This window comes from Acinetobacter amyesii (assembly GCF_023499985.1).
Lineage (GTDB): Bacteria > Pseudomonadota > Gammaproteobacteria > Pseudomonadales > Moraxellaceae > Acinetobacter > Acinetobacter amyesii.
Map to the genome: position 1 here is coordinate 293,394 of NZ_JAMCOU010000013.1, position 26,896 is coordinate 320,289.

Below are 26,896 nucleotides of genomic sequence, written 5' to 3' on the forward strand. Positions count from 1 at the left end.
AAATTTTGCCAATAAAGCCTTCCGAGAATCCCTTACTTCACAGTACAAAAGTTTTAAATGCTAAGTTCAATTTTCAGACCTAATCATTCAAAGAAAAAAACAATACGCTTCAGCCAACTTCTATATTTATCTCTTTTCGCAATTGTGAAAAATTTACAGTTTTCCTTTTTAATCTCCGACAATTCAAGCTACATTCTATTTTGAAATTTTAATCCTGAAAAATCCCTATGAGTACTGCATTAAACGAAACCATTTACGTCATTCAACACCTTGCATTTGAAGATTTGGGTTCATTGGAAGATGTATTTTATCAACTGGGTTATCGGGTGAGATACTTCGAAGCTGGTATCGATGACCTCAGTAAAGCTATGCAACATACAGGGCTTACCATCATTTTGGGCGGCCCGATCGGAGTTTATGAAACTAATGACTACCCTTTCCTACAAAAAGAAATAGACTTACTTAAAGTACGTTTAGAGACTAATTTACCGACTTTAGGCATTTGCTTAGGTGCTCAGCTAATTGCGCATGCATTGGGAGCGAAAGTTTATGCAGGTCATAGCAAAGAAATCGGTTGGAGTAACTTAGAACTTGATGCTATTGCTGACAATATATTAGCGCCATTAGATCAAGTGCCTGTACTGCATTGGCATGGTGATACCTTTGATTTACCTGTAAATGCACAGTTACTCGCCAGCTCAGCAATTTATCCAAATCAAGCCTTTAACTATGGGCCCAATATTCTAGCTCTACAGTTTCATATTGAAGCAGAAACACAGGCCATGGAAAAATGGCTAATTGGGCATACATGTGAACTGCATAAAGCACAAATTAACATCCCAAATTTACGCATGGAAAGCCAACAACATGCACCTCATTTAGAACGTGTTGCTCCCCTTATTTTGCAACAATTCTTACAACAGCTTGAGCTTTAAAACAGCTATTAATTTAAAGCTAAATGGCTTATAACGGTTGCACTTCAAAACGTATAAGCCATTAGAATGACTCTCTTACTCAGCATTGCGCTCATCCACTTTTTTGCTCTCATCAGCCCAGGCCCAGACTTCTTTTTTGTCACTCAAAGTGCTATTCGACAATCCAGATCACATGCATTATTTGCCGCATTAGGTATTTCACTTAGTATTTTAGTTTGGTCAATTTGTGCAATAAGTGGCTTACATTTTCTATTTCAAAAAATGGCTTGGTTACAACAATGCCTCATGATTTTGGGTGGCTTATATCTTTTATATTTAGGCTCTCAGTTATTAAAATCTGCATGGAGTAAAGACCTCGGCACAATAACGAAATAAACCGAGCAAGCTGTACAGAAAAAATCGCCTTTGACGCTGTTATTCCAAGGTTTCTTGACCAATATGGCCAATCCTAAAGCATTGGTTTATTTCACTAATGTATTTTCCATTGGGATCAGTGCAAAGGTCAGCATTTTTGATCAAAGCTCTTTATTGGCTTTAGTCTTTATTGAAAGTTTGATTTGGTTTGCATTGGTTGCGGTCTTATTCTCAGCACCTAAAATGACCCATTACTATCAAAAATTTAGTAAAAAAATTGACGCCATTACCGGTGGAATTTTCATCAGTTTTGGCTGCCTATTGCTGCTCAATCGCGATTGACCACTCATCAAATACTCATCTACGAGACATAAAAAAGCACCCAAATGGATGCTTTCCTAACTTAGCTGAGGAAGCTAAATCTTATTTCGCTGCTGCCTTTGCTGTAGACACAGCCGCTTCAGTCGTAATATTTACCGTAATTTTGTCGCCTACATTTGGTACATATGCACCAACACCAAATGCTGAACGATCAAAAGAAGTCGTTGCATTAAAACCAATCGTTTCCGCCTTAGTCATTGGGTGAACGGCTTGCTTGTTCAATACAGCATCCAATACCACTGGTTTAGTCACATTTTTAACTGTTAAATCACCCGTGATTTTGTATTTAGTTTTGCTGATCGCTTGAACTTTTGTACTTTTAAACGTGATATTTGGATATTTTTCAGCATCAAAGAAATCAGCTGTTTTTAAATGATCATCTAATGCTTTGACATTGGTATTTAAGCTCGATAATGGAATCGTCACATTCACAGACGAATTTGCAGGTTTTGCATTATCGACATTAATTGTCCCTTGAATGTCACTAAAGTTTGCAGAAGGCGTTGAGAAACCAAAATGATTCCAAGTAAATACTGTTGCTGTATGAGTAGGATCAATTTGATAGGCAACAGGTTTTGCCATAGAAATTGTTGTAACTGATGCTACCGCCAAACCGATTGTTAATGCTTTAAAGTTCATGTTTTTATCTCACTATCGAATACTATTAAGTCTATAGGTTTTTAGCCGTATTACAGCTTTAAAGATAAAACGTTTTGTTGCATGTTTAGAACGATAGTTTTGTAAAATCTGTAGCAGCATCTACAACCACTCTCAATTATTAAATTTCCCATATATTTCAAATAATTAAAAATTTAATTGATCCATGAGCTATTTATCCTAAATTTAGGAAACATCAACCCATCTGAGTCGTAGGTTTTCAAAACAAATCCACTTAAGATTTTTAGACATCATAAAAATCTGAGTACCCAAAAATGACAGAACAATCGCTGGCTATTGAAAAAGCCTTAAACACTAAAACACCCAAAGATGTCGTTTTGGCATTTCTTATGAATACTTCAAAAGAACTCGTCGAAAATGCAACTCAGCTGTTGGTTGCAGAAGACGCGGCGTATGTTTCCCTAAACTTCAGCAACCCAGAACTGAAACAAATTGAGCCGTGGGCTGGGTCTGGAACAGGCAGAGACATCTATATTTATACCTTTGCCAATGTAGGCACGTACTGGAATATCGACGACTTTCAAATCACGGATATGATCGCTGAAGATGAAACCGTAGCTGTATTTGGTCAATTCACCTACACCTCAGTGTATGCCAAAAATACTTTCACCTCACCTTTTTCAATCAAAGCCAAAGTTCAAAACGGTTTAATCAGCTTTTTCCAATTTATGGAAGACACCTACGCCTCAGCATCATCATTCCGCGTAGGTGGAGAATGGATCATTCAGCAAGAAGCCGACTCAGCTAAAAACTTTAAAGTTTCAGCTTAAATGCTCAGATCCAGCAGCTCTTCACGCAAGAGCTGCTGTTTATTTAGAATAGCCTTTTACATTGAGTTAATGACAGCGATATTGGATAAATCCTGTTTTTTTCGCGATTTGATCATACAGTTTTTGCGCAGTTTCATTATCCTGATGCGTAAGCCAATACACACGGTCACACTGCCGCTGATCACAATATTCTTTCACTTTCGCGATCAGCGCCTTGCCAATACCCTGCCCGCGATATTCTTCAAGCGTATATAAATCTTGCAAATAGGCATAAGGCTGCAATGTCCAGCAGCTCTCATGTTCAATGACATGCACGATCCCAACCACTTGATGTTCAATTACGGCTGCAAAGCCATACATATGTTCGCACTCAGCAGCATGTAACCTTTGCCATGTTCGCTCGGTCACTGCATCCGCCACCTGACTTTTATAAAATTCTAAATACAGCTCCCAGAGCGGCTGCCATTGGCTTTTTGAAATTTCAGTTAAATTTTTAATTTGTATTTGCACGTTCAATGTCTTTTTTAAATGATCACTGGATTTTTATAACTGAAATAAAGCTTTTTGTGTTGAAAACACTGTATTTTATGCGCTCTTTTTAAACATGATGAGTCTTGAAAGAACGTTTTCTTATCTGTTTTATAAATACAATAGACAAATAAAAAGCCCGAAGATTCGGACTTTTTAACCATTCAGCTTATAGCTTTTCAACCAAGATCCGATCTACCTGCTTTAAACCTGTATGCTTTTCATGGTTCTTACGGCGAATCTTAATCACTTTGTCTTCTTGCAAATCTTGCAACATCAATTCTACTGCAACCATGGCTTCAAGCTCTAAGTCCGTGCCAATCCATTTCTGTTCACCAGCATCCATCAGTACAATTTCATCATTTATCTGATCGTAAAGGCTCATCGTTTCCTCACTTGGGGCAACATTGCACCCGTGGCTGAATACTGCATGAATGAATTAATTTTAAACCAATGCTTTAATTCATTCGTTACAAATCGTTATTTCACAATTAAAAAATATATTTAATCTCTGCAATAAAAAACGCCCCTTCTCTGGGGCGTCTTTTTTACTGTTAATCTTTATAGATTAAGCGGTAATTTCTTTCACTGCAGCAACAACAGCATCAGCTGTGATACCGAAGTGTTTGTACAAGTCTTTTGCTGGAGCAGATTCACCGTAAGTCGTCATACCGATTACACGGCCATCAAGACCTACAAATTTCCACCAGTAGTCCACATGCGCAGCTTCAACAGCAACACGCGCACGGATCGCAGCAGGAAGAACCGCTTCACGGTAAGCAGCGTCTTGTTTTACGAATTCTTCAGCACATGGCATAGAAACAACACGTACGCCGTCAAGCTGTGCGTAAGCATCCATTGCCAATGAAACTTCTGAACCAGTCGCAATAATGATTGCTTTCAATTCGCCTTTTTCTTTTGCAAGTACATAACCGCCTTTCGCAACGTCAGCAATTTGATCTGCTGTACGAGTTTGGAATGGCAAGTTTTGACGAGAGAAGATTAATGCTGTAGGGCCTTCTGAACGAAGCAGCGCAGATTTCCAAGAAATAGACGCTTCTACAGTGTCACATGGACGCCAAGTGTTCAGATTTGGTGTACCACGTAAAGATGCAATTTGCTCTACAGGTTGGTGTGTAGGACCATCTTCACCTAGACCAATTGAGTCATGGGTATACACATGAATCACACGCTGTTTCATCAATGCAGACATACGTACTGCATTACGCGCATATTCCATAAACATCAGGAATGTTGCTACATAAGGAACGAAACCGCCATGAAGTGCAACACCGTTAGCAATCGCAGTCATACCGAATTCACGTACGCCGTAATGAACGTAGTTACCCGCTGGGTTAGATTCAACGCCTTCTGCGCCTTTCCATAAAGTCAGGTTAGAGCCTGCAAGGTCAGCAGAACCACCTAGAATTTCTGGAAGTTGCGGTGCAAATGCTTGAATGGCATTTTGGCTCGCTTTACGAGTAGCGATTGTTTCAGCTTTAGCATTTACTTCAGCAATATAAGCATCCGCTTTTGCTGCGAAGTCAGCAGGAAGGTCACCAGAAAGACGACGTTTTAGTTCAGCTGCTTCTGCTGGATATTTAGCAGCATAAGCAGCAAATGTGTCGTTCCAAGCAGATTCAGAAGCAGTACCTTTGGCTTTTGCATCCCAAGCTGCATAAACATCAGCAGGAATTTCAAATGGACCTTCTGCCCAGCCCAAAGCTTCACGAGTTAAAGCGATTTCATCATTACCAAGCGGCGCACCGTGGCAATCTTCTTTACCTTGTTTGTTTGGTGAACCTAAACCAATAATGGTTTTACAGATAATTAAGGTTGGTTTCGCAGTTTCAGCTTTTGCTTCAACAGTTGCCGCACGGATTGCATCTGCATCATGGCCGTCAACTTTCAGTACTTGCCAGCCGTATGCAAGGAAACGCTGTTCTGTATCATCAGAGAACCAGCCTTCTACTTCACCGTCAATCGAGATGCCGTTGTCATCGTAGTAAACAACTAATTTACCTAGACCCAAAGTACCAGCCAATGAACATGCTTCGTGAGAAACACCTTCCATTAAACAGCCATCACCTAAGAAACAGTAAGTGTTGTGATCTACAACTGTGATGTCTTCTTTGTTGAATTGAGCCGCTAAAGTTTTTTCAGCAAGTGCAAAACCTACAGCGTTTGCAATACCTTGACCCAATGGACCCGTAGTTGTTTCGATACCCGGTGCATAGCCCAATTCTGGGTGACCTGGAGTTTTAGAATGCAATTGACGGAAAGATTTTAAATCTTCAATAGACAGGTCATAACCTGTTAAGTGCAATAGCGCATATTGCAACATAGAGCCATGGCCGTTTGACAATACGAAACGGTCACGGTTTGCCCATTGTGGGTTTGCAGGGTTGTGGTTGAGGAATTCACGCCATACCACATCAGCAATATCTGCCATCCCCATTGGAGCACCTGGATGTCCTGAATTTGCTTTTTGCACAGCATCCATTGCCAATACACGAATTGCGTTTGCAATACGACGTTCGTTAAGCGGGGTTGTCATAGGTCAGAGTCCAAACAAATGGTTTAAAAGAGTAAGATGAATAAGAATTCAAAGATGCGTATATTGTCTTAAAAAAAGCGGAATGGGTAAAGCCTCAGGGGCAAATTTTCGCTAATTATTCCTGCACCACCTGTATTTTGGGCGCTTATTGCACAATTTCAAGCCTATGCATGTCGTTTATTTTGTATACAGTGACGCTTTTATATGGCGAATCAATGACAGCGCAATGCATATTTAGAGTTAAGTGGCGAAAGCAAACGCTTCGTAATTGATAAAAGTCCAATACATCGAATGGAAATTGTGAATATAAATAGCAGCCAAAGACGATCCAGATAAATGACCATTAGAAATATGAAATATATTCAATAAAGAAACCTATGAATGTTTGTGAAACTCTAAGAGCATACTCATCCCTGTGAAATCAGTACTGATCCAATATACTCACGGTTTCACATTCAATACTTTAGATCCCACGACATGTAGCAGGTAAATTTCGCTGCGAAATATCATCCGATTGACAATTCCAAGCACCATTTAAACCATCAGGAATATTAAAATAGATCTGCTTTGAGCGAAGAGCAAAATTGACATCTGTTGATTTAAACGTAAAAACCACTGAACACGTTCCTGCCACATCAGTAATGTCACTACTCGCAATATATTTGGTACTGATACTTTCATTCAGCGCTGTATTCAAATCTACACAGCTTTGTTCCTCTGAATAATTTTCCATCAATTTAATTTTATAGCGTGAAATCATTGTTAATACTTCAGCTACTTGCGCCCGAGCGACATAGCCATTGTAAGATACAGTAGCAATTGCAGCCAAAATGCCGATAATTGCCACCACGATCATGATTTCAATGAGTGTATAACCAGACTGTTTCATTACGTTTCCCCATTCAACGTAATGACAAATAGGCAATTTGCGTACCAAGTCTCAAAAGCGCATACTTATTGTGTTTTATTTTTCAAATTAAACGAATAATTGTCGTTTACAGTCATATTCTGGCAGTTCATGACATTCATTATTGATAAATCTCAGGATATTGATTTGATTTTTTCTTATAATTGATTCACTTAAAATGCCACTTTAGGCATTTTAACGCCTAATCACATTGTTGCTTGTGCCAAAACAAAATATCTCAGTTTTATCTCATCATAAAAAATTAAATTGATAAATCCATAGCTTATATCAATTTTTTAGATGCCTATATCAATTAAAAAGTCATTGAAATGAATTAATTTCATCCAATTTGGTCATGTTGAGCTAGTCCTAAACGCTTTCTCGATGTAACATATTGCGTCTTTAAATTTAACTGTGATAGGACTTATGCGCGAGTACGCTGTATTTACCTCGGAATCTGTAAGCGAAGGCCATCCGGATAAAATGGCTGACCAAATCAGTGATGCTATTTTGGATGCAATCTTAAAAGAAGACCCATATGCACGGGTTGCTTGTGAAACGCTTGTAAAAACGGGTGCGGTTGTACTTGCCGGTGAAATCACAACAACTGCAAATGTTGACTTTGAAGCGATTGTTCGTAATACCGTAAATGGTATCGGATACCACCATTCAGATCTTGGCTTTGATGGCTCAACTTGTGCCGTGATCAACATGATCGGGAAACAATCACCTGAAATTGCTCAGGGCGTTGACCGTCAAAAACCTGAAGATCAAGGTGCGGGCGACCAAGGTTTAATGTTTGGTTATGCAAGTCGTGAAACTGATGTGCTTATGCCGGCACCTATTTCATATGCACATCGCTTAATGGAAAAACAAGCTGAACTACGTAAACAAGGCAAACTTGCTTGGTTACGTCCTGATGCAAAAAGCCAAGTAACATTTGCTTATGAAAATGGCATGCCAGTTCGCTTAGACGCAGTTGTACTTTCAACTCAGCACGATCCAAAAATTACCCAAGCTCAATTAAAAGAAGCGGTAATTGAAGAAATCGTGAAAAAAGTGATTCCTGCTGAAATGTTCCATGCAGACACTAAATTCCACATCAACCCAACAGGTATGTTCGTCATTGGCGGCCCTGTAGGCGACTGTGGTTTAACAGGCCGTAAAATCATTGTAGATACTTACGGTGGTATGGCTCGTCACGGTGGTGGTGCGTTCTCTGGTAAAGATCCATCAAAAGTGGACCGTTCTGCTGCTTATGCAGGCCGTTATGTTGCTAAAAACATTGTGGCTGCTGGTCTAGCTGACAAATGTGAAATTCAAGTGTCATATGCGATTGGTGTTGCAGAACCAACTTCTATCTCGATCAACACATTCAATACTGCAAAAGTATCTGAAGATTTGATTATTGCACTTGTACGTGAACACTTTGACTTACGTCCATACGGTATTACTCGTATGTTGAACTTGATCCAACCGATGTACCAACAAACTGCTGCGTATGGTCACTTCGGTCGTGAAGGTTCTGATACCGCATTTACATGGGAAAAAACTGACAAAGTGGAAGCGCTTAAAGCATCTGCTGGTCTTTAATCTTAATAGATTAATTTCCCAAAAAAGCCTGCATTGATTGCAGGCTTTTTTATGGCCCGTATGTCCATAACTAAAACATCTAGGATAAAAATAACGAGTGTAAAAAATATTGACTAAAATTTACGCCTAGCTTATTCATAAAACACCAAAATAATTTAAGAACAACATCATGCCCTTTCCATTAGACTTAAAATTTATTACTGCAACTGAAGAACAATTAGGATTTAAGTTTCCAGAAAAATATAAAGCCAAAATGCAAATTGAAAATGGTGGCGAATTCGGCATTAGCTTTTCTAGTGCGGATGAATTTAAAGATGGTGATGACATCGAAGCTTGGTGGCTTTTTCCTTTCCAAGACACCAGCGATGTGAAAAGAATAAAACGTACAACGAATCATCTAGCCGCAGAACATCAATCCATAAGTGAAATTGAAGACTTCCCTGAAAACAGCATTGCTATTGCACATAACGGCGATGGCGATTATTTATTGCTGCGTACGGTAGACGACACACAATTGGGGGAAGAAATATATTTATGGCGCCATGAAGACAGTGAATTTATCTATTTACTTGTTAACTCAATTGAAGAATTATTTACTCAAAACCCTTAACGCCATAAGCAGATATAAAGCCTTTCAAACTACAAAATAAGCTAGATAAAATTACACTAAATCAACAATTTTTGATCGATTTTTGAATATTTTTTCAGCTAATATAAATTCAGCCCATGCTACGGGCATAACAAAAAAAGGAAAGATCAAAATGAATAAAATACTTGTTGCTTTAGGTTTGGCTGCAACTGTTGCACTTGTTGGCTGTAATAAAGACAAAGCGCCAGAAACAGGTGCAACAACTGGTGAACACTTAGAAAACGCTGCTGACCAAGCAGGCCATGACATCGCTGATGCAACTTCAGATGCGGCAACTGCGACAGCTACTGCTGTTGATAATGCTGCAACTGCAACTGCGACAGCAGCCGAAAATGCTGCAGAAAATGCTGAAGCTGCTGCACACAATGCCAAAGAAGCAGCTAAAGACGCAACTGCTGCAACAGCAGGTGCTGTTGAACAAGGTGCAGCTGACGTGAAAGAAAAAGCGCAGCAATAAGCATTTTATAAAAAAAGCACCTTCGGGTGCTTTTTTTATATCTGTATTTTATTCAACTTACTGTTTCAATCTATTTTTAACTTGAAATTTAACCGATGTCAGGTCAATCTTATGAGGTCATATAAATAACAAACTTAGAGAAAATAATGTCTTACTCACATCATGCCGAAAAACATTTTATGGAACGTACGGGTTGGCTACGTGCATCTGTACTCGGTGCAAATGATGGCATTATCTCCGTCACTAGTTTAATTATGGGCATGGCTGCAAGTGGTGCTTCTAGCCATACCTTACTCATTACCTGCATTGCAGGACTCATCTCTGGTGCAACCTCTATGGCGGCGGGCGAATATATCTCTGTGAAATCTCAAGAAGACGTCGAAAAAGCAGATCTTCACATGGAGCATAAAGAACTGCAAAAGAACCCTGAGCTAGAACTTAAAGAACTTACCCAAATTTATATTCAACGTGGTTTAGAGCCTACACTGGCCCATGAAGTCGCAGTCCAATTAACTGCACATGATGCACTTGAAGCCCACGCCCGAGATGAAATTGGAATCCATGACAATACCGCAGCAAAACCCGTTCAAGCAGCGCTATCATCGGCTTTAGCCTTTTCAATTGGTGCAATATTTCCGATGGTTGCGATCTTGATCAGTGCTGACATGCATATTGAAAAAACTGTTATGGCCGTTGGCGTGATTTCCCTAGCACTCCTCGGTGCTTTAGCCAGTTATGCAGCAGGTACTTCTATGTTGAAAGGCAGTCTACGTGTTGCGCTTTGGGGCATTGCAGCCATGCTTTTTTCTAGTTGGATTGGTTCTTTATTTAATGTAAATCCAGTTTAACGCTCGCTTTATCAGTTTTTTATATATGTTAAATCAATTATACGCAGCAATGATTGTGTGAATTCTAAACAATATTAATTTTTACAATATATAAAAACCGTAAAATAGAGATACATTTTTTAAGCTTTTTTTTCCATGTCTTTTATTGCTGCGCCAGCCAATCGATCCAATGTATCGATTTGGGTGGCTTTTGTTTTATTAATTTTAGGCACCATTGGTGCTTATCTGGTTGTGGGCGTTAACCAAGCATTGCTATTTTTAATTGGTGGCGCATTGGGTATGACCCTTTATCACGCATCTTTTGGTTTTACCTCAAGTTGGCGTGTCTTTATTAAAGAGCGTCGTGGTCGTGGCTTGCGTGCACAAATGATCATGTTGGCTTTGGCTGTACTGCTCTTCTTCCCTGCTTTAGGTGCAGGTGAATTATTTGGCAACCCAGTCAAAGGTAACGTTAATCCTGTTTCAATGTCCGTGATGATCGGTGCCTTTATTTTTGGTATTGGTATGCAACTTGGCGGCGGCTGTGCATCAGGGACCCTGTACACTGTGGGCGCAGGTAGCGCACGTATGATTGTAACGCTGATCTTCTTCTGTACAGGTTCATTGATTGCAACTTCGCATATTCAATGGTGGTTTGACCTTCCCCACTTTGAGCCGATTTCTTTAGTCAAAAGCTTTGGTGTAGTCCCTGCACTGGCATTAAACTTTGTGCTCTTTATATTGATTGCCGCAGCAACAGTTTACTTTGAAAAGAAACGCCATGGTCAGCTTGAGGTTGAGCCGCAAGCAATGCAACACGGCTGGAAACGTTTTCTACGTGGACCATGGCCATTGGTTTGGGGCGGAATTATCCTAACTTTACTGAACTTTGCCACACTCGCACTTGCAGGCCGTCCTTGGGGCGTGACCTCTGCCTTAGCCGTTTGGGCCGCAAAATCAGCAAGTGTTATGGGGATCGATGTTGCATCTTGGGCATATTGGCAGCAACCTGCAAATGCCAAAGCACTCACCGAATCATTATGGTTTGATATCACGTCGATGATGAATTTCGGCATCATGCTCGGTGCATTACTTGCAGCGAGCCTAGCAGGCAAATTTGCACCAAACTTTAATATTCCAAAACGTTCACTGCTAGCGGCTGTGATCGGTGGTTTGATGTTAGGTTATGGCGCACGTTTAGCATACGGCTGTAACATTGGAGCGTATTTCAGCGGTATTGCTTCAGGTAGTTTGCATGGCTGGTTATGGTTAGTATTTGCCTTCATTGGGAACGGTATCGGCGTCAAACTACGTCCAATCTTCTTCCCTGGCGAACGTCCACAACCTGAAAAACTTACAGGCTGCTAATTTCTGTGAAATAAAAAGCCCCTCAAATGAGGGGCTTTTTTTAATCTTTCAGTGCGCCTTTTAGATTACAACCATATTGCATGGTTTCTTGTGCCTGTTTGTATGTGGTATAGCGGTTGATAATAAAATCATAAAATTGGTCTGTATTCGCAAATACCTGACTCAAATCTTCGTTTGCGGCATTTGGCAGTTTAACGTCTTTCACCAAAGCTAAGTTCACATGTCCGAGATGATACATTTCAGAAAAATAATGATTCATTACTTCGCAATAGGCAATTTTTGAGCTTTTTAAAGCGGTGTTGGCAACAAAATGCTGATTTAAAGTTTTTAAGTTATGAACATCTAAAGCGGATTGATCTGAAAAAGCCATACTTTCTACTTTTTTTAGTTGGCTGAAATCAGCTGCTAGAGTCTGATTTAATTGTTCAAAGCGTTGTTGTAATCCCGCTGTATCGGCAACTTGATAACTTTGCGGATTGAATGTTTTCTTTTCTTGTTCATTTGCAGAACACGCCGTGAGCGTCATTGCCGTCAGAACGGTTGTAACAAGAAATAATTTCATCAAAGTCTCACTTAAACAATCAAAAGCGCAATCATTATGCCCGAAAATTGCTAGATGATTCGCACCTAAATCGCTTTCTCATTCATATAACGCCAATAACGACGTGGCACATACTGCACATGTAATTTCATATTACGTCGGGCTTCAATATTGACACTTCTAAAATAATCTTTCCAAAGCTGATCATACAAAACCTCATCATCATCCAGTTCAATATTAAAGGATTGACTATGGCCTGATTGTATTTGCCTATCTATGGTTGTGACATCCATATCCACTTGATGCACCTGTTTTAAATCATAATAAATGCCATAATTGCGTTTTTCATCGTAAATCAGCCAACGTTGATCTTGATAGCGTGATTTGAAATGCCGTTCGATCAAAGGCAATACATTAAAGTCAGGTGAGACTAAACTGATAAACAAGCCATCCTGACATTTTTTAAAACGCACAAAAGCTTCCATTCGGTGCTTTTCACGCCCCACTTGCTTCGCCCACTGGCTCATCCCTAATACATCAGCATGACCATAGTTTTTAGACACATCACGCTGTTGCTGGAACACATAAATCGCAAAATTAAAACAATGTTGAAAAGCCTGCTGCTGCTCGGATAAAAACGCATAATAAAACTGCTTCAAAGCACTTTCAGATGCTTTAAGCTTTAATCCTTGCCATACCCGCTGTGCTTGTTCATCGTGACTAGCCACATCAATGACTTCGGCGAAAAGACCTGCCTGCACTTGCCCATCTGTACAAATCTGAACGTCAAATTGCTTAAATTGAAAGGCCCGAAAAACACAGCTTAACAATCCTGTCATCGTGCCATCAAAGACATAAATACTCACGACTGTATCCTAAAAACCGAAGTTCAATTGTGGAGAAATTTGCTGCGTATATTTCGACTGGCCACTTTGCAAAATCTGCTGTCTTATTTGATGAGGCTGTTGTTCACGAATAAATTTAGGTGAATCTTCACAGCGTATAAAATGTTGTGCTCTGTTGTAGGAAATACCCATACGTTTTAATTGGTCGATATGAATTTTACCAAAACGTCGTGCTTGAACAATTTTTTTAGCAGAACGCACACCGATGCCCGGCACACGTAAGATCATTTGATATTCAGCACGATTGATATCCACGGGAAATTGCTCGGGATGACGCAGTGCCCACGCTAATTTAGGGTCAATATCCAATTCTAAATTTGGATGTTCTTCATCGACCAACTCTGTCGCTTCAAATCCATAAAAACGCATTAACCAATCACTTTGATACAGCCGATTTTCTCGTAATAAAGGTGGCGCAGACCCCACAGCTGGCAGCGCACGCTCCTCTTCGTTAATTGGAATATAACCCGAATAATACACACGCTTGAGCTTAAACTCTTTGTAATGACGGTCTGCCATCAGTATGACATCACGGTCAGACTCTTGATGTGCGCCCACCACCATTTGCGTCGTTTGTCCTGCGGGTACAAATTTAGGGACTGTACGTATTATTTTTCGTTCATCTTTGAATTGAATCAAACGATCTCGGACGATACCTAAGTCTTTTTGGACTTCAACATGACTTTTTTCAGGTGCAAATTTTTTTAAACCATCTTCTGTCGGCATTTCCAAATTAATGCTCATACGGTCGACATATAAACCTGCTTCGGTAATGATTTCCTGAGATGCACCCGGAATGGTCTTCAGATGAATATAACCATTAAAATTTTCTTCTAAACGCAGTTTTTTTACCACCTGCAACATACGTTCCATGGTGTAATCCGCCGATTTAAAAATCCCCGAACTTAAAAATAGCCCCTCAATATAGTTCCGACGATAAAAATTCATAGTCAAATCGACCACTTCCTGTACCGTAAATGCTGCGCGCTTTACGTCGTTACTTCGACGGGACACACAATATGCGCAGTCAAAAATACAGACATTGGAAAATAGAATTTTTAATAACGAAACGCAGCGACCATCTTCAGTATAGCTATGGCAAATACCGTTTCCAGTATTACCCAGACCTTTGTCTTTATTTTGGCGCTTACTACCACTCGAAGAACATGAGACATCATATTTGGCAGCATCGGCTAAAATTTGCAGTTTTTCACGGATACGTTCAGACATGGGAGAATTATAAAATTTAAAGTGAATACAGCATTATTTTAAAAGGATCCACCTTAAAAGTCGGGTCATACATCATTACTACGACACGAGGTGTCGCTTAATTTTTAAGTACAGCATTTTGTAGGCTCAAGACCATTTTGATAAGAAATAACGAATATTATTTGCTTAATTTCACTCGCTTGGGCAAAGTATTTAGAGTGATTGGAGTATGCACATGACTTTATTAGAAAAACTTGGCATCAAACACCCTATATTTCTTGCCCCAATGGCAGGTGTTTCTACACCTGAACTTGCTGCAGAAGTGTCAAATCAAGGTGGACTTGGTTCACTGGGTTTAGGTGCAAGCAGTGTTGAGAATGCACGTCAGCAAATATTACAAACTCAAGAACTTACTGACCAATCCTTTCAGGTCAATTTTTTTTGTCATGACACAGTAGAACTCGATGAACAAGTTGCTGCCAAATGGATCATGCAATTTAAATCACGCTTTGCTCAATATAATGCAGAAGCTCCAGAAGCACTGAACTGTATTTATCCAAGCTTTAAAGATAATGACCATTTTCTAAACCTCTTACTGGAAACGCGCCCTAAAGCGGTAAGCTTCCATTTTGGTATTCCACATCCACATCAAATCCAAGCCTTGAAACAAGCGGGTATTTTGACTCTAGTTTCTGCAACCAACTTAGCAGAAGCTAAACTGATCGAAGCTGCAGGCATTGATATCGTGATTGCTCAAGGTATTGAAGCTGGTGGTCACCGCGGCATTTTCAATGAAAACTTTGATAGCAGCGTTAAGACTCGTGATTTGGTTCAGCTCTTGAAACGCCATATTCAATGCCCCGTTGTTGCTGCTGGCGGCATTATGAATGGACATCAGGCCTATCAAATTATGGAGTTGGGTGCAGATGCTGTTCAATTGGGCACTGCTTTTGTGCAATGCAAAACATCAAATGCCAATGAAGCTTATCGCAAAGCATTATTTGATGCACCCATCACGCAGATTACATCAAGTATTTCAGGCCGCCCTGCTCGTGGCATTATCAATAACTGGCACACAGATATTGACACACCGACTCGCCCGACCGTCCCGGCTTACCCATATAGCTATGATTTAGGCAAACAATTACATGCCGCTGCTAGCAAGCATGGTGTACATGAATATGGTGCTTTTTGGGCGGGAACCAATGTCTCTCAAATACGTGAATTGGAAGCACCTGACTTGATCAATCAATTGGTTTTAGAAATGCGCTTTAACTAAGGCCTCGCTCAACGCGACATTCAAACATGAATGCTTACAAAAAAGCCCTCAACATTGAGGGCTTTTTATATGTAATTTAGGCCATCATCGATGCACAATTCAAGAATTGTTTCAGATCATTTGAATCAAGTTAGTTAAATCTATTTCAAATCAATCTAACTAACTTAAAGCAGCCTACTTTGCATCAAATTGTGCAGATCCATTTCGTTTGGCTTTAAATTATTTGGTTTCAAGCAAGTTGACCTGATCAACTTGAACATCACTCATGATCTGACCATGATCAAGTAAGTGATTAAAATAGTTCTCGACGACTTTATATTGATCTGCTGTAGATTCAACTTTATACATATTTTGGCGGAACTCATTACTAGAGCGTAGACCCTTGGTGTACCAAGCAATATGTTTGCGTGAAATTCGACAACCTGAATATTCGCCATAAAAACCATATAATTCAGACAAGTGTCCAAGCAATACGTCACGGACTTCCATAATACTTGGCGCCGCCATATGCTCACCTGTCGTCAGGTAATGTCCTATTTCACGGAATATCCATGGGCGACCTTGAGCTGCACGACCAATCATGACTGCATCAGCACCAGTATAATCCAGTACATATTTGGCTTTTTCAGGTGTATCAATATCACCATTGGCAATCACTGGAATATTGATCAACGATTTCACATCTTTAATTAAGCTATAACGCGCCGTATTCAGATACATATCTTCACGTGTACGACCATGAAGTGCCAATGCAGCAATGCCAGCTTCTTCGGCACGTTTCGCAACGCGCATAATGTTTTCATGACCATTGAGATAGCCCAAGCGGGTTTTTAAAGTCACGGGTACATCAACTGCATCAACCACAGCATCTAAAATGCGGGCCACCAAATCTTCATCTTTGAGCAGCGCAGAACCTGCCAACTTATTACAAACTTTCTTCGCCGGACATCCCATATTAATGTCGACAATTTGCGCACCATTTGCCACTTGATAGCGAGCGGCTTCAGCCAGTTCAGCTGGATCTGACCCTGCAATTTGAGCTGAGATAGGTGCTATCTCACCATCAAAATTGGCACGATAAAGACTCTTTTTACTCATGCGTAAGGTCTTATCTGCCGTCATCATTTCACTGACAGCATGACCTGCGCCAAAGTATTTGCAAAGTGTACGAAATGGGCGATCTGTAACCCCTGCCATAGGTGCCACCCACAGTTTTCTCTCGATGGGACGATCGAATAATTCTTGAATGACATTGTTTTTACTCAAAATCTTTTAACCTCGTTTAACTTCGTTTAGTCGCTTCGTATTGACTTTTAATGCTCTTTAGTTGCAACCTATTTGCACCACGAAATTTCAATGTTGCAAATTTATAGGTACAGTCACTAAGCGACAAACAAAAGACGGTACAACTCGGTATAGAGCTCAAGTCCGCGTACAACTTCAAGGCTACCCAGAATTCAAGCAATCCAAAACATTTAGCTAAAAGTCTTTGGCTGATGAGTGGATTAAACGCGCAGAGGCAGAAATTGAATTGCACCCTGAAAAAATGTTGAACCCTGAGGTGCAACTTAAGCAAAAACACTCAGAGAATTCATATTTCAGTATTTGGATGAGGCGGACAGTTTTGCTAGGACAAAAACAGGAGCACTACAGCATATCACTAGTTTAGATATTTCTGAAAAGAATATCTATTATTTAACGCGACAAGACTTTTCTGATTACGCCGCTTCTTATAAAAGTATTAATCTTTCTGAACACCAACATTATCTGCATCAAATTCTAATGACATTTTCTCATATAGCTTGCTTTCAGCTGCATCTAAGCGAGCTTTTGCGGCAGCTAATGGTTTCCGGTAATAAAGATAGCTTTTCATATCTTTATCACAGATATCCAGTTTTTCCTCACAATTACTATCATTCCTTTTGGCTTCTCTAGACTCTCTGATTATTCTGTTGTAATTATTTTTGGCTTCGTACCATTTAAATTCAATTACATTATGAGCATTTGATGGTTCATCTTTAGCATAGCAGTTCACTGATGCTAGGAAGCAAATTGTTATTCCGTTAATAATTTTGGTTAGATAATGCACTTTTGATGCTCGTTAAATTGGATGTTATTGTAAATAGTAACGTAATCTAACCCACCTGCCATAGGTGCCACCCACAGTTTTCTCTCGATGGGACGATCGAATAATTCTTGAATGACAGGATGTTGACTCAATGTTTTAACCTCTAGCTATATTTAGCAAATGATACCCGAACCACATTCGAAATCTTCGAATCCACTTTTAACAATGCTAAATTCAAATGTATGTTCGCAAAATCTGTTGAGCGTAAAAACGTTTCATGGCAATGATTATGCAATTGAATGATGACAATGAACATCAACATCGTTCAACGCTTAAATTGAGGAATTTAAAGCTTCGGAATTGGACGGCAAATTTGCAATGCGATAGTTTAGTAATTCCAAACAAAAATTTCTACGCTTTTGCTTAAGAGTCGTTGAAAGTTATGCATATACCTTCTAGCTAACACACTATCGATTCAACATCAGACTTTCAGCAGATTTGCCCGTACAGGTGTTACTATAGAGGGATACTGCTAAAATCATTGAAAACTTAAATCTATAAATTCACATCAGTGAGTTGAACTTTATGAAAAAATTGAAAATTCTCTCTTTTATATTTTTCGCTACCATATTGACTGCCTGCCAACAACCGAATGACGAGGTAGCTGCAGCTGAAAGTCAAAACGCTGATTTAACAACGGAACAAGCGACTCAACAATTTGAGCAGTCAGATGCGCAAATCAGTCAATACCTTGATGTTTTAGATGCCCCAAGCACATCGATCAAGGAAAAAACACAAGTCTTATGTCATGACTACCCTCATGAATATAAAACTAACTACATGCCTGCCATGCTCAAACTCGCAGCCCAAGACTATACTCAAGATAAAATGTTGAATGATTTGAAGATCGCACAGGACTATTACAAAGAAAAACTCAAAATTGAATGCCCTGTTGAATAACCTCCCTTTCATCATGGCGTCATAATTGTGCGATAAATTGTTATTAAGCGAAAAGTGTGTAAGTTTCGCTGTAATAACAACGTAAAATACACTTCCCGATTTATTCGGGTTTTTCTTTTTTTTAAAGTCTTTAAAATATTAAACGATATTTGAATGACACATATTATTTTGTGATGGATTTCAAGCTATTGATTTATTGTGATAAATTTTTAGTAAAAGTTCACAATCTAGCCACATAACAACCCATTTTAATTACACTTTTATCATGATTAATACATTAAGTTGTTTTTTCCAAAAATAGACTGAAGATTGAATCATGAAAACTTTAAATAAAGCACTTTTTGCTGCACTTATCTCTACGGCGGCTGCAACTACATTTGCTGCTGAAGAACAAAAAGTTGAAGCTGCTGCATCTGAAGTTCAAACAACTGAAGTTGCTCAGGACGCGACTGAAGTAGCCTCTGCTTCTGAAGCCGTTGCAAAATAATTAAGTAAACATTTAAAAACCTACAGTTTGTGTGGTTTTTAAATTCACAGGCATTTTAAGTGTTCCGCCGTTTTCAATGATTTTGACTTCAATTATTTAAAATATAAACGTTGAATTTGACGTGCCCGCCGGTTTAAACCTAATATTTCTTTTCTTTGCAAAATATCTTCTTCACAAAATCCCAAGCGCTGGATTAACTCAGGCATTGCTAAGTCTGCATGTTCGATCAACTCGGCATCTTGTTCAGTTGACCAAATAACTTTTGAAGCTGTTAATTTTTGCTGACGTTTTGACCTTCTCATTTACATAGTATAAAAGACTTTTGGCTAATTCACAAAAAAGCCCACCCGATGTGAGCTTTTTTGCACAGACTGAGTATTCATCATCTATTGGATTGAAATATAAATTTACTGAACGATAATCTTAAAGATTTTCATCCTTTGTGATCATCACTGAGGTTAAAATTGGAACTGCAAAACAAGGTAGTAAGAGTAAGATCCAATATTCCACCATTGGTTTAGCCACAACAAAGTTTATAACGATTGCCCCCAATACCATAACTAACGCAATCAAACCTAAGAAACGACTGAAAAATTTAGCTGGCATAACAATCCCCTTTAAAAATTATGGATTTCAGCTAGTATATACCTTCATTTTTTATAATCTGTTGAAAATGATATTGGAATATTCATCTATTTAGCTCAAAAAGCATTCTTTTTCCAATCATCCTGACAGAACTGCTTGTTTTTACACGCGTAGATCTCCATAAATAGATTGACAGTCCCCTATGAGGCATATACATATTTATTCATTACTTATGTATTTTGCATAGTATACTGCTCCTGCTTTGTCGCCCCCATATGGCTGAGTTTATTGGAAAATATGAACAAAACTTTTTCGACCACATTATGCTTTAAATCCCTTTCTGTACTGGCTTTATCCATTGGCTTGGCTGCTTGTGGTAATGGTTCATGGTGGAGCAAAGATGAACCCACTATGGAAGCGGAACAGATTAAAAAAGCCATTCCACCTCGCGTGAATGATCGTCTGTCATGGGCCAATGATATCTACGACATTAGTGATCAGCTCGGTATTCCGACCACGAAAGAAAATGTCTGTACGATTGTTGCTGTGGTCGATCAAGAGTCCAATTTTGTTGCTGATCCGCATGTGCCGGGGCTCGGTGAAAAAGCCGTTAAAGAAGTTCAAGATCGTCTTGAAGAAAAGTTTAAAGATAAATTGGGTGAAGGCATCGGTGGTACAGTCGCTGGCTATTTCCAAGATGTGTTAAAAAATCAGCCGAGTCCTGAAGATAACTATTTGAGCCAAATGCGCCGCGTTCAAACTGAACGTGAGCTAGACGAGCTATATCGTGAAATTTTTGACTATATGTCTAAACACTATCACGTGAGTGCGTTAACAGGCGCGGCGAAATTGGTTGGACAAGATATTGGTGAAAAGCTCAACCCCATTACCACTTTGGGTTCGATGCAAGTCCATATAGGCTATGCCAAAGACCACAAACGCCAAGGTGGAAATATTGCCGCACTACGCACAGACATGTATAGCCAATATGGCGGTTTGTATTATGGCATCCACCGTTTAATGATGTATCCGGCTGAGTATGACAAACCGATTTATCGTTTTGCAGATTATAACTCGGGTCGTTATTCGAGTCGTAATGCGGCATTCCAAAGCATGTTGAATGACTTGACCCCTGCTGAGCTCGGCTTAGATGGTGACCTCTTACTTTATAATAAAGATGGTTCTCCACGTTCTGCAAAAAGCCAGTCTGAAACCGCGCTGATTGCCGTTTTTGCAGAAAACAATGTGATCGCGACGCCACGTCAAATTCGTTCAGATCTTAAAAAAGAAAAAGATCAGGACTTTGAAGATACTTTGACGTATAAAGCTGTCAAAAAGTTGTACCAAGAAAAGACTGGTAAAGAACCGTTTTATGCCATGATGCCTGAAGTCGTAATTTCGGGGCCAAAATTAAGCCGTGATTACAATACCAATTGGTTTGCCACACGAGTCGATGGACGTTATCAAACATGCATGCGCCGCATCAAAAACCTAAAACTTTAGCCTTATTTGATTTTGACGGAACCCTGTGTAATAAAGACAGTTTTACAGGGTTCATCTTCTATTCCCTGCCTAAAAGGCATATCGTGCGCCAAGGGATTAAAATTCTCCCTTGGATTCAAGGCTATTATCTCAAGCTATATCCTGCACATGCAATGCGTCCTCGCCTATATGCCGCAATGTTTAGCCAAGCCAATCATGAGCACATTTTAAATCAAGCAGCGCAATATGCTGAACATTTGATGGCAGAACTCAATCCTTCACTGTATGAACAATTACAGCAACACCAAAAACGCGGTCATGAAGTCGTATTGGTTTCTGCATCCGTCGATTTATATCTTAAACCTGTGGCTGAAAAGCTCGGGGTCAAACTGATCTGTACTGAAACTGCAACCAATAACCAAAAACTGACTGGTTTATATGAAACCTTAGACTGTAGTGGTGAGCAAAAGAAAAATCGCGTTTTGGAGCAATTTAACCTTCAAGACTATGAGCATGTTTATGCCTATGGAAATAGCGATGAAGACCTCGCTATGTTCGAATTGGCCACCCACCATTTCATGAATGGAAAGGATAAACGCCTACCTGAACTCGACTAAAGTCGAGTGATTTAGTTTGGTTTATTAATCAAAGTTAACAATCACAAACTTAAATTTAAGTCGCTCTAATATATGATTAAATTTTGAAAATTCTGCTTTTATTTTGACTTTATAGTGTGCTATTTTTCTCATTAATTAGAAATAATGCGGTCAAATATTAAAAGCGGGAAAAGAATATGAATCAATTCAATCCACCGAAATATGTCAAAGGCCTCCATATTAAATTTGGCGAAAATCCATTTGTACTCCTTGCTCAATTTGCCTTCTCAGCCACTCGCCAGATGTGGACGAAAGAAGAAATTGAATTGGTCATTCGTATGGCTAAAAAAGGAAATTATATGAATTTGATTAAGATCCTCAAATTACATATCAAAAATTGAAATAAATATTTTCCCCAAAGTTAATATAAAAAAGCCATGCAATTGCATGGCTTTTTTTCCCGTAAATTTAGTGTAGCGTTTATTACTTTTTAAATGGAAACGCATATTTCACAATACGTTTTAGTACACTGCCGTACTGTTTCACTAAACTTGCGTTGTTATAGTTCAAACCATATTTTTCACAGACCGCCTGCACTTTTGGCGCCATTTTACGATAACGACGTGCAGGAACGTCAGGGTATAAATGGTGTTCGATCTGATGGCTTAAATGCCCTGTCAAAATGTGAAATGCTTCTGAACCAGTAAGGTTTGAAGAACCACGGATTTGACGCATGTACCAATGTCCACGGCTTTCATTTTCAAGTACTTTTTTCGGGAAAACTTCAACATCTTTGGTGAAGTGACCACAGAAAATAATGCTAAACGTCCAAATATTACGAAGACCATTCGCAACGAGGTTCCCTGTAAGCACAGGTAATGCTGCAGGCCCTGCAATAAGCGGGAAAAACACATAGTCTTTAAATAATTGCTTGCCGATTTTGGCTTGCATTGGCTTCCATTCTTCTTTGGTCTGCTGTTTTGTTTTGCGACCTTTAAAGTATTTACCCAATTCAAGGTTTTGAATGGCAACACCCCATTGGAACAATAAGCAAAATGGAATGCTATAAATCGGTTGTAATAGATAGCCCGGCTTCCAACGCTGTTCTGGGAATAAACGAACGAGACCATAACCAATATCATCATCCATACCTTTAATGTTGGTATAGGTATGATGTTTAAAATTGTGAGTTTGGCGCCAGTTATCTGCAGTACCCACGATATCCCATTCATAAGTCTGACCATTGAATTTAGGATCATTCATCCAGTCATATTGACCATGCATGACATTATGACCTAATTCCATGTTTTCCATGATTTTGGCAAAACCTAAAAGACCTGTGCCTAAAATCCATGCTGGCGGAAACCAACCTGCAAACAATAATGCACGACCCGCCATAGATGAATATCGAATGGTCGAATACACACGGCGAATGTATTTCGCATCCTTTTCACCTAAGTCATCTAAAACTTCTTGCTTAATCGCGTCAAGCTCACGCGCAAGTTCATCTAATTGCGATTGGGTTAACTCACGGTTTTTAGGATTTTTAAAATATTCAATTTTTACAGGCATGTTCATATTTTTTCTACCTTATAAATCAATAACGAGATCTGACTGTGCTGAGTTCACACAAATTTTGAGTAAATTACCCGGTTCTTTATTTTGGCTACCATTGACCATATTTTTAGTCGAACCTTCAACTTTGTTGCAGGCACATTTATTACAAATGCCCATACGGCAACCGTGATTTGGTTTGATATTTTGTTGTTCAAGACTGGCTAAAATTGATTGGCCTTTTGGAATACTGACGGTTTTATTGGATTGCGTAAGCGTGACATTCACAAAGCCAATGTCATCCGTTGCAATTGGACTCATGCTAAATGCTTCACTCATAAAGCATTGTGCATGATCAAATAACGCTTCGGCCTGAGTGACGAAACCCGATGGACCACATGCAAACACAGTACTGTGCTCAATGTCGTCAATTTGAGCAGCGTGAGCGGCATTTAATCGTGGATCAGCAACTTCTTCTTGGGTAAAGAAAATTTGAAATTTAAAGTTTGGATATTCATTTGCCAAAGCTTCGAAGCGTAATTTGAATGCGGCATCATCGTGATACTTAACCCAGTACATTAACTGAATTGGTTGCTCCGCAATTTGCTTAGTTTTGCTCATCGCTTTCAACAAACTTAACATTGGCGTAATACCACTACCCGCAGCCAATAGTAGCAACGGCGCAGAATTTGACACCAAAGTCATATCACCAAAAGGCTGACCAAATTCTAAGATGTCACCCACTTGCGCTTGTTCTACGAGCCAAGTACTCACAATACCCATATTCACTTTTTTTACGCTAAGTAATACGTGTTGATCATCTAACTGAGTCAAACTATAAGTACGTTCGTAACGGATCCCATTTACACGAGCAAAAACAGGATGATGCTGACCAGCTTCACCCATTTTAAACAAACGGTTCACCTGTATAGTTAGGCTGACCATCTCATTTGCTGCATTTTCTTTTTGTACAATTTTGCCGAGTGCCTGATTACCAGACCATAACGGATTAAATTTCTGCAACCAGAAATTCACCGCATTGACGTCTATAACACTGTCTTTGAGTGCGTTTAAAGGCTTTTTTGCTTTTTCGAGTACATGCATAATCAAATACAACTCATGGGAGGTTTTTAATTATTATACACATGTATATATATTTGTATATACGCTTGTGCATTTAATCGACATTTTCACAAAAGCTATTAGCAGACGCTATAATATGTTAATGTTTTTAATCTATTAAAAAATATGACTCAGTCTGCACAGACGAATATGGTTAACATGTACCAGGAAGAATTACATTCTGAAGCTGAAACTCCACTTGCAGTTCGCACTGTAGGTCGTAAAGCAACGATTACCAAGGAAGAACTGTTTCAGGCAGCGCTTAATTTAATTGGTCCACAAAAAAGTATTTCATCACTGAGTTTGCGTGAAGTTGCACGTGAAGCTGGCATTGCTCCAAATAGTTTTTATCGTCACTTCAAAGATATTGATGAATTAGCCATTGAGTTGATTGATCGAGCTGGTGGTGTGTTACGTCAAATTTTGCATGAAGCACGCCTTCAGGCATCACGCCAAAGCAGTATTATTCGTAGTTCAGTTGAAGTATTTATTCAGCAACTAGATGCCGATGAAGGCAACTTAAGCCTTTTACTTCGTGAAGGCTATACTGGTTCGCATTCCTATAAAAATGCAGTTGAGCGTCAACTTAACTATTTCCAACAAGAATTAAGAGAAGATTTAATCGTACTAGAACGTTTAAATCAGAGTAAGTTGGCTCATCCTGACATCGTGGCACGTGGTATTACCCAATTGGTGTTTAACATGGGTGCGAAAGTCATTGATCTACCGACAGAACAACGCAAAGAAGTTGCCGAACAAACCATGATTATGATTCGCATGATCCTGGAAGGTGCTCGCCATTTAGACGAAGCCCAGATTCGATAAAAATTAACGGTCAAAAAAAAGGAGACGTTCAGGTCTCCTTTTTTATGAGCAAAATTTATTTTTCTAATGCTGTAAGTACTGCATGACGTGTAGCGCTGTCTGTTTCGGCTGCTCAAGTGGAAACATGTGCCCACCTTCAACTACACTATAATCTATACCATAGGTTTTCTTCATTCCGTCAGGCAAACCTTGTTTATAAAAATGGCTGTTATCTGCGGTGATAAGGTGTACAGGCATTTGAGGGGCTTTACGTGGAGTACGCCACCACCATGCAGGCACTGTACGGAAGATTTGCGCTTCCACGGCTTTTGGAATGCTGAGGGTCACGCCACCGCGTTTTTCATCAGCTTGAATGCCTTGTGCAAAATAATCCTCAAAACATTGCGGATCAAAACTTTTAAATAAACGATTATTCCGTAGTGCCGTATAGGCTTCATCCAAATTTGGCCAATGGTCATTACGCTTCAATGTAATTGCCGCTGGGGTAATTTTATCGACAGCTTTGAGCTTTGATTTTTGCATACCTTCAAAAATGGCAGACTTAGGACCAATTACGAAAGGTGGATCCATAATAATCAGTTGTGAAAACAAATCTGGACGTTTATAAGCCGCCATAAGAGTGACTAAAGAACCAAAAGAATGTCCAAGCCCAATCACTTGTTGTTTTGGAAATTGGTGCTCGATATCTGCTATGACTTGATCGACCAAATATCGCCAATCTTTGGTGATCGGATAGCGCTCATCCATACCAATAAGCGGAATCGCCTTCACATCAAATTGCGGTGCAAAGTAGGATAAAAACTTTCGATAACTCGCGGCAGGAATACCATTGGCATGGGTAAAATGGATCGCGCTTTTCACCTAAAACTCATCTAATCAGCTGATGATGACCCATCATAAAGTGATCAAAGCAAATAAAACAGGACTCAATGAGTTTATCTATATGACCCCAAAGTCAATTTGCAGATTATTTTTGTGAACCGACCATTGATTGATTCGGTAAAAATGTTGCGCCACAAGTGGTTTTATCCCCAGCAACCACAACACCACGCCCCTTTACTGTTGTACTTTGATCTGCCGCGATCGCAACCACAGTCGAATTGCATTTCGGGCAATAATGTTTCATGCCATTTAAATGTACTGCAATACCATTAATCACAAATGAAGGTTCACATTCTGAAACCACACCACCGTGTGACGTTTTACTACCTAAGGTAATTAAGGATTTCATATTTTTATTTTCTTCTAACGAACTGCTGAAATTTGAAGCATTTTAACG

30 protein-coding genes and 3 pseudogenes are annotated in these 26,896 nt (G+C 39.4%); 16 read left to right on the top strand and 17 right to left on the bottom strand.

All coding sequences use genetic code 11. From position 1 onward, the window contains the following. Positions 1–227 precede the first annotated feature (227 nt). Complete coding sequence (locus tag M5F03_RS02900) at positions 228–935, top strand: glutamine amidotransferase (RefSeq protein ID WP_249706481.1); 708 nt, start codon at positions 228–230, stop codon at positions 933–935. A 66-nt stretch (positions 936–1,001) separates the two neighbouring features. After that, positions 1,002–1,631: pseudogene (locus M5F03_RS02905) on the top strand (LysE family transporter). Positions 1,632–1,712: 81 nt separating this feature from the next. Here M5F03_RS02905 and M5F03_RS02910 read toward each other — a convergent pair. Further along, positions 1,713–2,309: a YceI family protein gene (locus tag M5F03_RS02910; protein ID WP_078188771.1), complete on the bottom strand. Its 597-nt coding sequence runs from the start codon at positions 2,307–2,309 to the stop codon at positions 1,713–1,715. A 293-nt stretch (positions 2,310–2,602) separates the two neighbouring features. Between M5F03_RS02910 and M5F03_RS02915 the strand changes: the two genes are divergently transcribed. Then, on the top strand, positions 2,603–3,118 hold the full coding sequence (locus M5F03_RS02915; RefSeq protein ID WP_180115199.1) for a nuclear transport factor 2 family protein: 516 nt from the start codon (positions 2,603–2,605) through the stop codon (positions 3,116–3,118). 66 nt (positions 3,119–3,184) lie between these two features. On the opposite strand, the gene M5F03_RS02920 is transcribed toward M5F03_RS02915, so the two are convergent. From M5F03_RS02920 to M5F03_RS16725, 5 genes and pseudogenes are all read right to left on the bottom strand, one after another. Next, positions 3,185–3,628, bottom strand: a complete 444-nt coding sequence (locus tag M5F03_RS02920; RefSeq protein WP_249706483.1) for a GNAT family N-acetyltransferase — start codon at positions 3,626–3,628, stop codon at positions 3,185–3,187. A gap of 187 nt (positions 3,629–3,815) precedes the next feature. Next, positions 3,816–4,031 (bottom strand): hypothetical protein, encoded by a 216-nt coding sequence (locus M5F03_RS02925; RefSeq protein ID WP_078188774.1) that lies wholly within the window; start codon positions 4,029–4,031, stop codon positions 3,816–3,818. Positions 4,032–4,214: 183 nt separating this feature from the next. Further along, entirely contained in the window at positions 4,215–6,203 is a 1,989-nt protein-coding gene (tkt, locus tag M5F03_RS02930) for a transketolase (protein ID WP_249706486.1), read from the bottom strand. Between the two features lie 463 nt (positions 6,204–6,666). Continuing rightward, positions 6,667–6,963, bottom strand: a complete 297-nt coding sequence (locus M5F03_RS16610; RefSeq protein WP_443611947.1) for a pilin — start codon at positions 6,961–6,963, stop codon at positions 6,667–6,669. A 47-nt stretch (positions 6,964–7,010) separates the two neighbouring features. Continuing rightward, positions 7,011–7,092, bottom strand: a pseudogene (locus tag M5F03_RS16725) (prepilin-type N-terminal cleavage/methylation domain-containing protein); the annotation flags it as partial. 444 nt (positions 7,093–7,536) lie between these two features. Between M5F03_RS16725 and metK the strand changes: the two are divergent. From metK to M5F03_RS02965, 5 genes are all read left to right on the top strand, one after another. Next, on the top strand, positions 7,537–8,703 hold the full coding sequence (gene metK / locus M5F03_RS02945) for a methionine adenosyltransferase (protein ID WP_078188779.1): 1,167 nt from the start codon (positions 7,537–7,539) through the stop codon (positions 8,701–8,703). Positions 8,704–8,872: 169 nt separating this feature from the next. Further along, positions 8,873–9,313 (top strand): SMI1/KNR4 family protein, encoded by a 441-nt coding sequence (locus tag M5F03_RS02950; RefSeq protein ID WP_249706489.1) that lies wholly within the window; start codon positions 8,873–8,875, stop codon positions 9,311–9,313. Between the two features lie 151 nt (positions 9,314–9,464). Next, on the top strand, positions 9,465–9,809 hold the full coding sequence (locus M5F03_RS02955; RefSeq protein ID WP_249706491.1) for a hypothetical protein: 345 nt from the start codon (positions 9,465–9,467) through the stop codon (positions 9,807–9,809). Between the two features lie 146 nt (positions 9,810–9,955). Then, the gene (locus M5F03_RS02960) at positions 9,956–10,657 is read left to right on the top strand and encodes a VIT1/CCC1 transporter family protein (protein WP_180010154.1); all 702 of its coding nucleotides are present in this window, start codon (positions 9,956–9,958) and stop codon (positions 10,655–10,657) included. A 135-nt stretch (positions 10,658–10,792) separates the two neighbouring features. Then, entirely contained in the window at positions 10,793–12,004 is a 1,212-nt protein-coding gene (locus M5F03_RS02965; protein ID WP_249706494.1) for a YeeE/YedE family protein, read from the top strand. 40 nt (positions 12,005–12,044) lie between these two features. On the opposite strand, the gene M5F03_RS02970 is transcribed toward M5F03_RS02965, so the two are convergent. The 3 genes from M5F03_RS02970 to M5F03_RS02980 all read right to left on the bottom strand — a co-directional run bounded on the left by M5F03_RS02970 (position 12,045) and on the right by M5F03_RS02980 (position 14,680). Then, positions 12,045–12,566, bottom strand: coding sequence for a hypothetical protein (locus tag M5F03_RS02970; RefSeq protein WP_249706497.1), 522 nt, complete (start codon positions 12,564–12,566; stop codon positions 12,045–12,047). A gap of 65 nt (positions 12,567–12,631) precedes the next feature. Continuing rightward, positions 12,632–13,411, bottom strand: a complete 780-nt coding sequence (locus M5F03_RS02975) for a TIGR03915 family putative DNA repair protein (protein WP_249706499.1) — start codon at positions 13,409–13,411, stop codon at positions 12,632–12,634. Between the two features lie 9 nt (positions 13,412–13,420). Then, positions 13,421–14,680: a putative DNA modification/repair radical SAM protein gene (locus M5F03_RS02980; protein WP_078193581.1), complete on the bottom strand. Its 1,260-nt coding sequence runs from the start codon at positions 14,678–14,680 to the stop codon at positions 13,421–13,423. Between the two features lie 214 nt (positions 14,681–14,894). Here M5F03_RS02980 and M5F03_RS02985 point away from each other — a divergent pair, with 214 nt between their 5' ends. After that, positions 14,895–15,938 (top strand): NAD(P)H-dependent flavin oxidoreductase, encoded by a 1,044-nt coding sequence (locus tag M5F03_RS02985; protein WP_249706501.1) that lies wholly within the window; start codon positions 14,895–14,897, stop codon positions 15,936–15,938. Positions 15,939–16,157: 219 nt separating this feature from the next. Here M5F03_RS02985 and dusB read toward each other — a convergent pair whose 3' ends face one another. Continuing rightward, the gene (dusB, locus tag M5F03_RS02990; protein WP_180022264.1) at positions 16,158–17,204 is read right to left on the bottom strand and encodes a tRNA dihydrouridine synthase DusB; all 1,047 of its coding nucleotides are present in this window, start codon (positions 17,202–17,204) and stop codon (positions 16,158–16,160) included. A gap of 103 nt (positions 17,205–17,307) precedes the next feature. On the opposite strand from dusB, the pseudogene M5F03_RS02995 reads away from it, so the two are divergent. Continuing rightward, positions 17,308–17,663, top strand: a pseudogene (locus M5F03_RS02995) (tyrosine-type recombinase/integrase); the annotation flags it as partial. Between the two features lie 16 nt (positions 17,664–17,679). On the opposite strand, the gene M5F03_RS03000 reads toward M5F03_RS02995, so the two are convergent. After that, entirely contained in the window at positions 17,680–18,027 is a 348-nt protein-coding gene (locus M5F03_RS03000) for a hypothetical protein (RefSeq protein ID WP_249706830.1), read from the bottom strand. 564 nt (positions 18,028–18,591) lie between these two features. Here M5F03_RS03000 and M5F03_RS03005 point away from each other — a divergent pair. Both M5F03_RS03005 and M5F03_RS03010 read left to right on the top strand, forming a co-directional pair. Then, positions 18,592–18,966, top strand: a complete 375-nt coding sequence (locus tag M5F03_RS03005; RefSeq protein WP_249679953.1) for a hypothetical protein — start codon at positions 18,592–18,594, stop codon at positions 18,964–18,966. Positions 18,967–19,282: 316 nt separating this feature from the next. Then, positions 19,283–19,453 (top strand): hypothetical protein, encoded by a 171-nt coding sequence (locus tag M5F03_RS03010; protein WP_180088197.1) that lies wholly within the window; start codon positions 19,283–19,285, stop codon positions 19,451–19,453. Between the two features lie 92 nt (positions 19,454–19,545). On the opposite strand, the gene M5F03_RS03015 is transcribed toward M5F03_RS03010, so the two are convergent. Together M5F03_RS03015 and M5F03_RS03020 are read right to left on the bottom strand one after the other, a co-directional pair. Continuing rightward, the gene (locus M5F03_RS03015) at positions 19,546–19,755 is read right to left on the bottom strand and encodes an acyl-CoA thioesterase (protein ID WP_180023999.1); all 210 of its coding nucleotides are present in this window, start codon (positions 19,753–19,755) and stop codon (positions 19,546–19,548) included. Between the two features lie 121 nt (positions 19,756–19,876). Then, the gene (locus M5F03_RS03020; protein WP_078193584.1) at positions 19,877–20,059 is read right to left on the bottom strand and encodes a hypothetical protein; all 183 of its coding nucleotides are present in this window, start codon (positions 20,057–20,059) and stop codon (positions 19,877–19,879) included. A gap of 276 nt (positions 20,060–20,335) precedes the next feature. On the opposite strand from M5F03_RS03020, the gene M5F03_RS03025 reads away from it, so the two are divergent. From M5F03_RS03025 to M5F03_RS03035, 3 genes are all read left to right on the top strand, one after another. After that, positions 20,336–21,541 (top strand): DUF1615 domain-containing protein, encoded by a 1,206-nt coding sequence (locus M5F03_RS03025; protein WP_249706503.1) that lies wholly within the window; start codon positions 20,336–20,338, stop codon positions 21,539–21,541. Then, on the top strand, positions 21,508–22,137 hold the full coding sequence (locus M5F03_RS03030) for an HAD-IB family hydrolase (protein WP_180106575.1): 630 nt from the start codon (positions 21,508–21,510) through the stop codon (positions 22,135–22,137). The genes M5F03_RS03025 and M5F03_RS03030 overlap by 34 nt, the downstream gene beginning before the upstream one ends. Before the next feature lie 176 nt (positions 22,138–22,313). Then, positions 22,314–22,517: a hypothetical protein gene (locus M5F03_RS03035; protein ID WP_180003812.1), complete on the top strand. Its 204-nt coding sequence runs from the start codon at positions 22,314–22,316 to the stop codon at positions 22,515–22,517. 82 nt (positions 22,518–22,599) lie between these two features. Here M5F03_RS03035 and M5F03_RS03040 read toward each other — a convergent pair whose 3' ends face one another. After that, a complete protein-coding gene (locus tag M5F03_RS03040; RefSeq protein ID WP_078193588.1) occupies positions 22,600–23,694 on the bottom strand; it encodes a fatty acid desaturase family protein in 1,095 nt (364 codons plus the stop codon). Between the two features lie 12 nt (positions 23,695–23,706). Next, positions 23,707–24,774 (bottom strand): ferredoxin reductase, encoded by a 1,068-nt coding sequence (locus M5F03_RS03045; RefSeq protein WP_249706504.1) that lies wholly within the window; start codon positions 24,772–24,774, stop codon positions 23,707–23,709. Positions 24,775–24,942: 168 nt separating this feature from the next. On the opposite strand from M5F03_RS03045, the gene fabR reads away from it, so the two are divergent. Then, positions 24,943–25,617: an HTH-type transcriptional repressor FabR gene (gene fabR, locus M5F03_RS03050; protein ID WP_372491111.1), complete on the top strand. Its 675-nt coding sequence runs from the start codon at positions 24,943–24,945 to the stop codon at positions 25,615–25,617. Positions 25,618–25,680: 63 nt separating this feature from the next. Here the strand turns inward: fabR and M5F03_RS03055 are convergent, their stop codons facing one another. Next, a complete protein-coding gene (locus tag M5F03_RS03055) occupies positions 25,681–26,478 on the bottom strand; it encodes an alpha/beta fold hydrolase (protein ID WP_249706506.1) in 798 nt (265 codons plus the stop codon). A 106-nt stretch (positions 26,479–26,584) separates the two neighbouring features. Continuing rightward, positions 26,585–26,848, bottom strand: a complete 264-nt coding sequence (locus M5F03_RS03060; RefSeq protein ID WP_249706509.1) for a PAAR domain-containing protein — start codon at positions 26,846–26,848, stop codon at positions 26,585–26,587. Between the last annotated feature and the right edge of the window lie 48 nt (positions 26,849–26,896).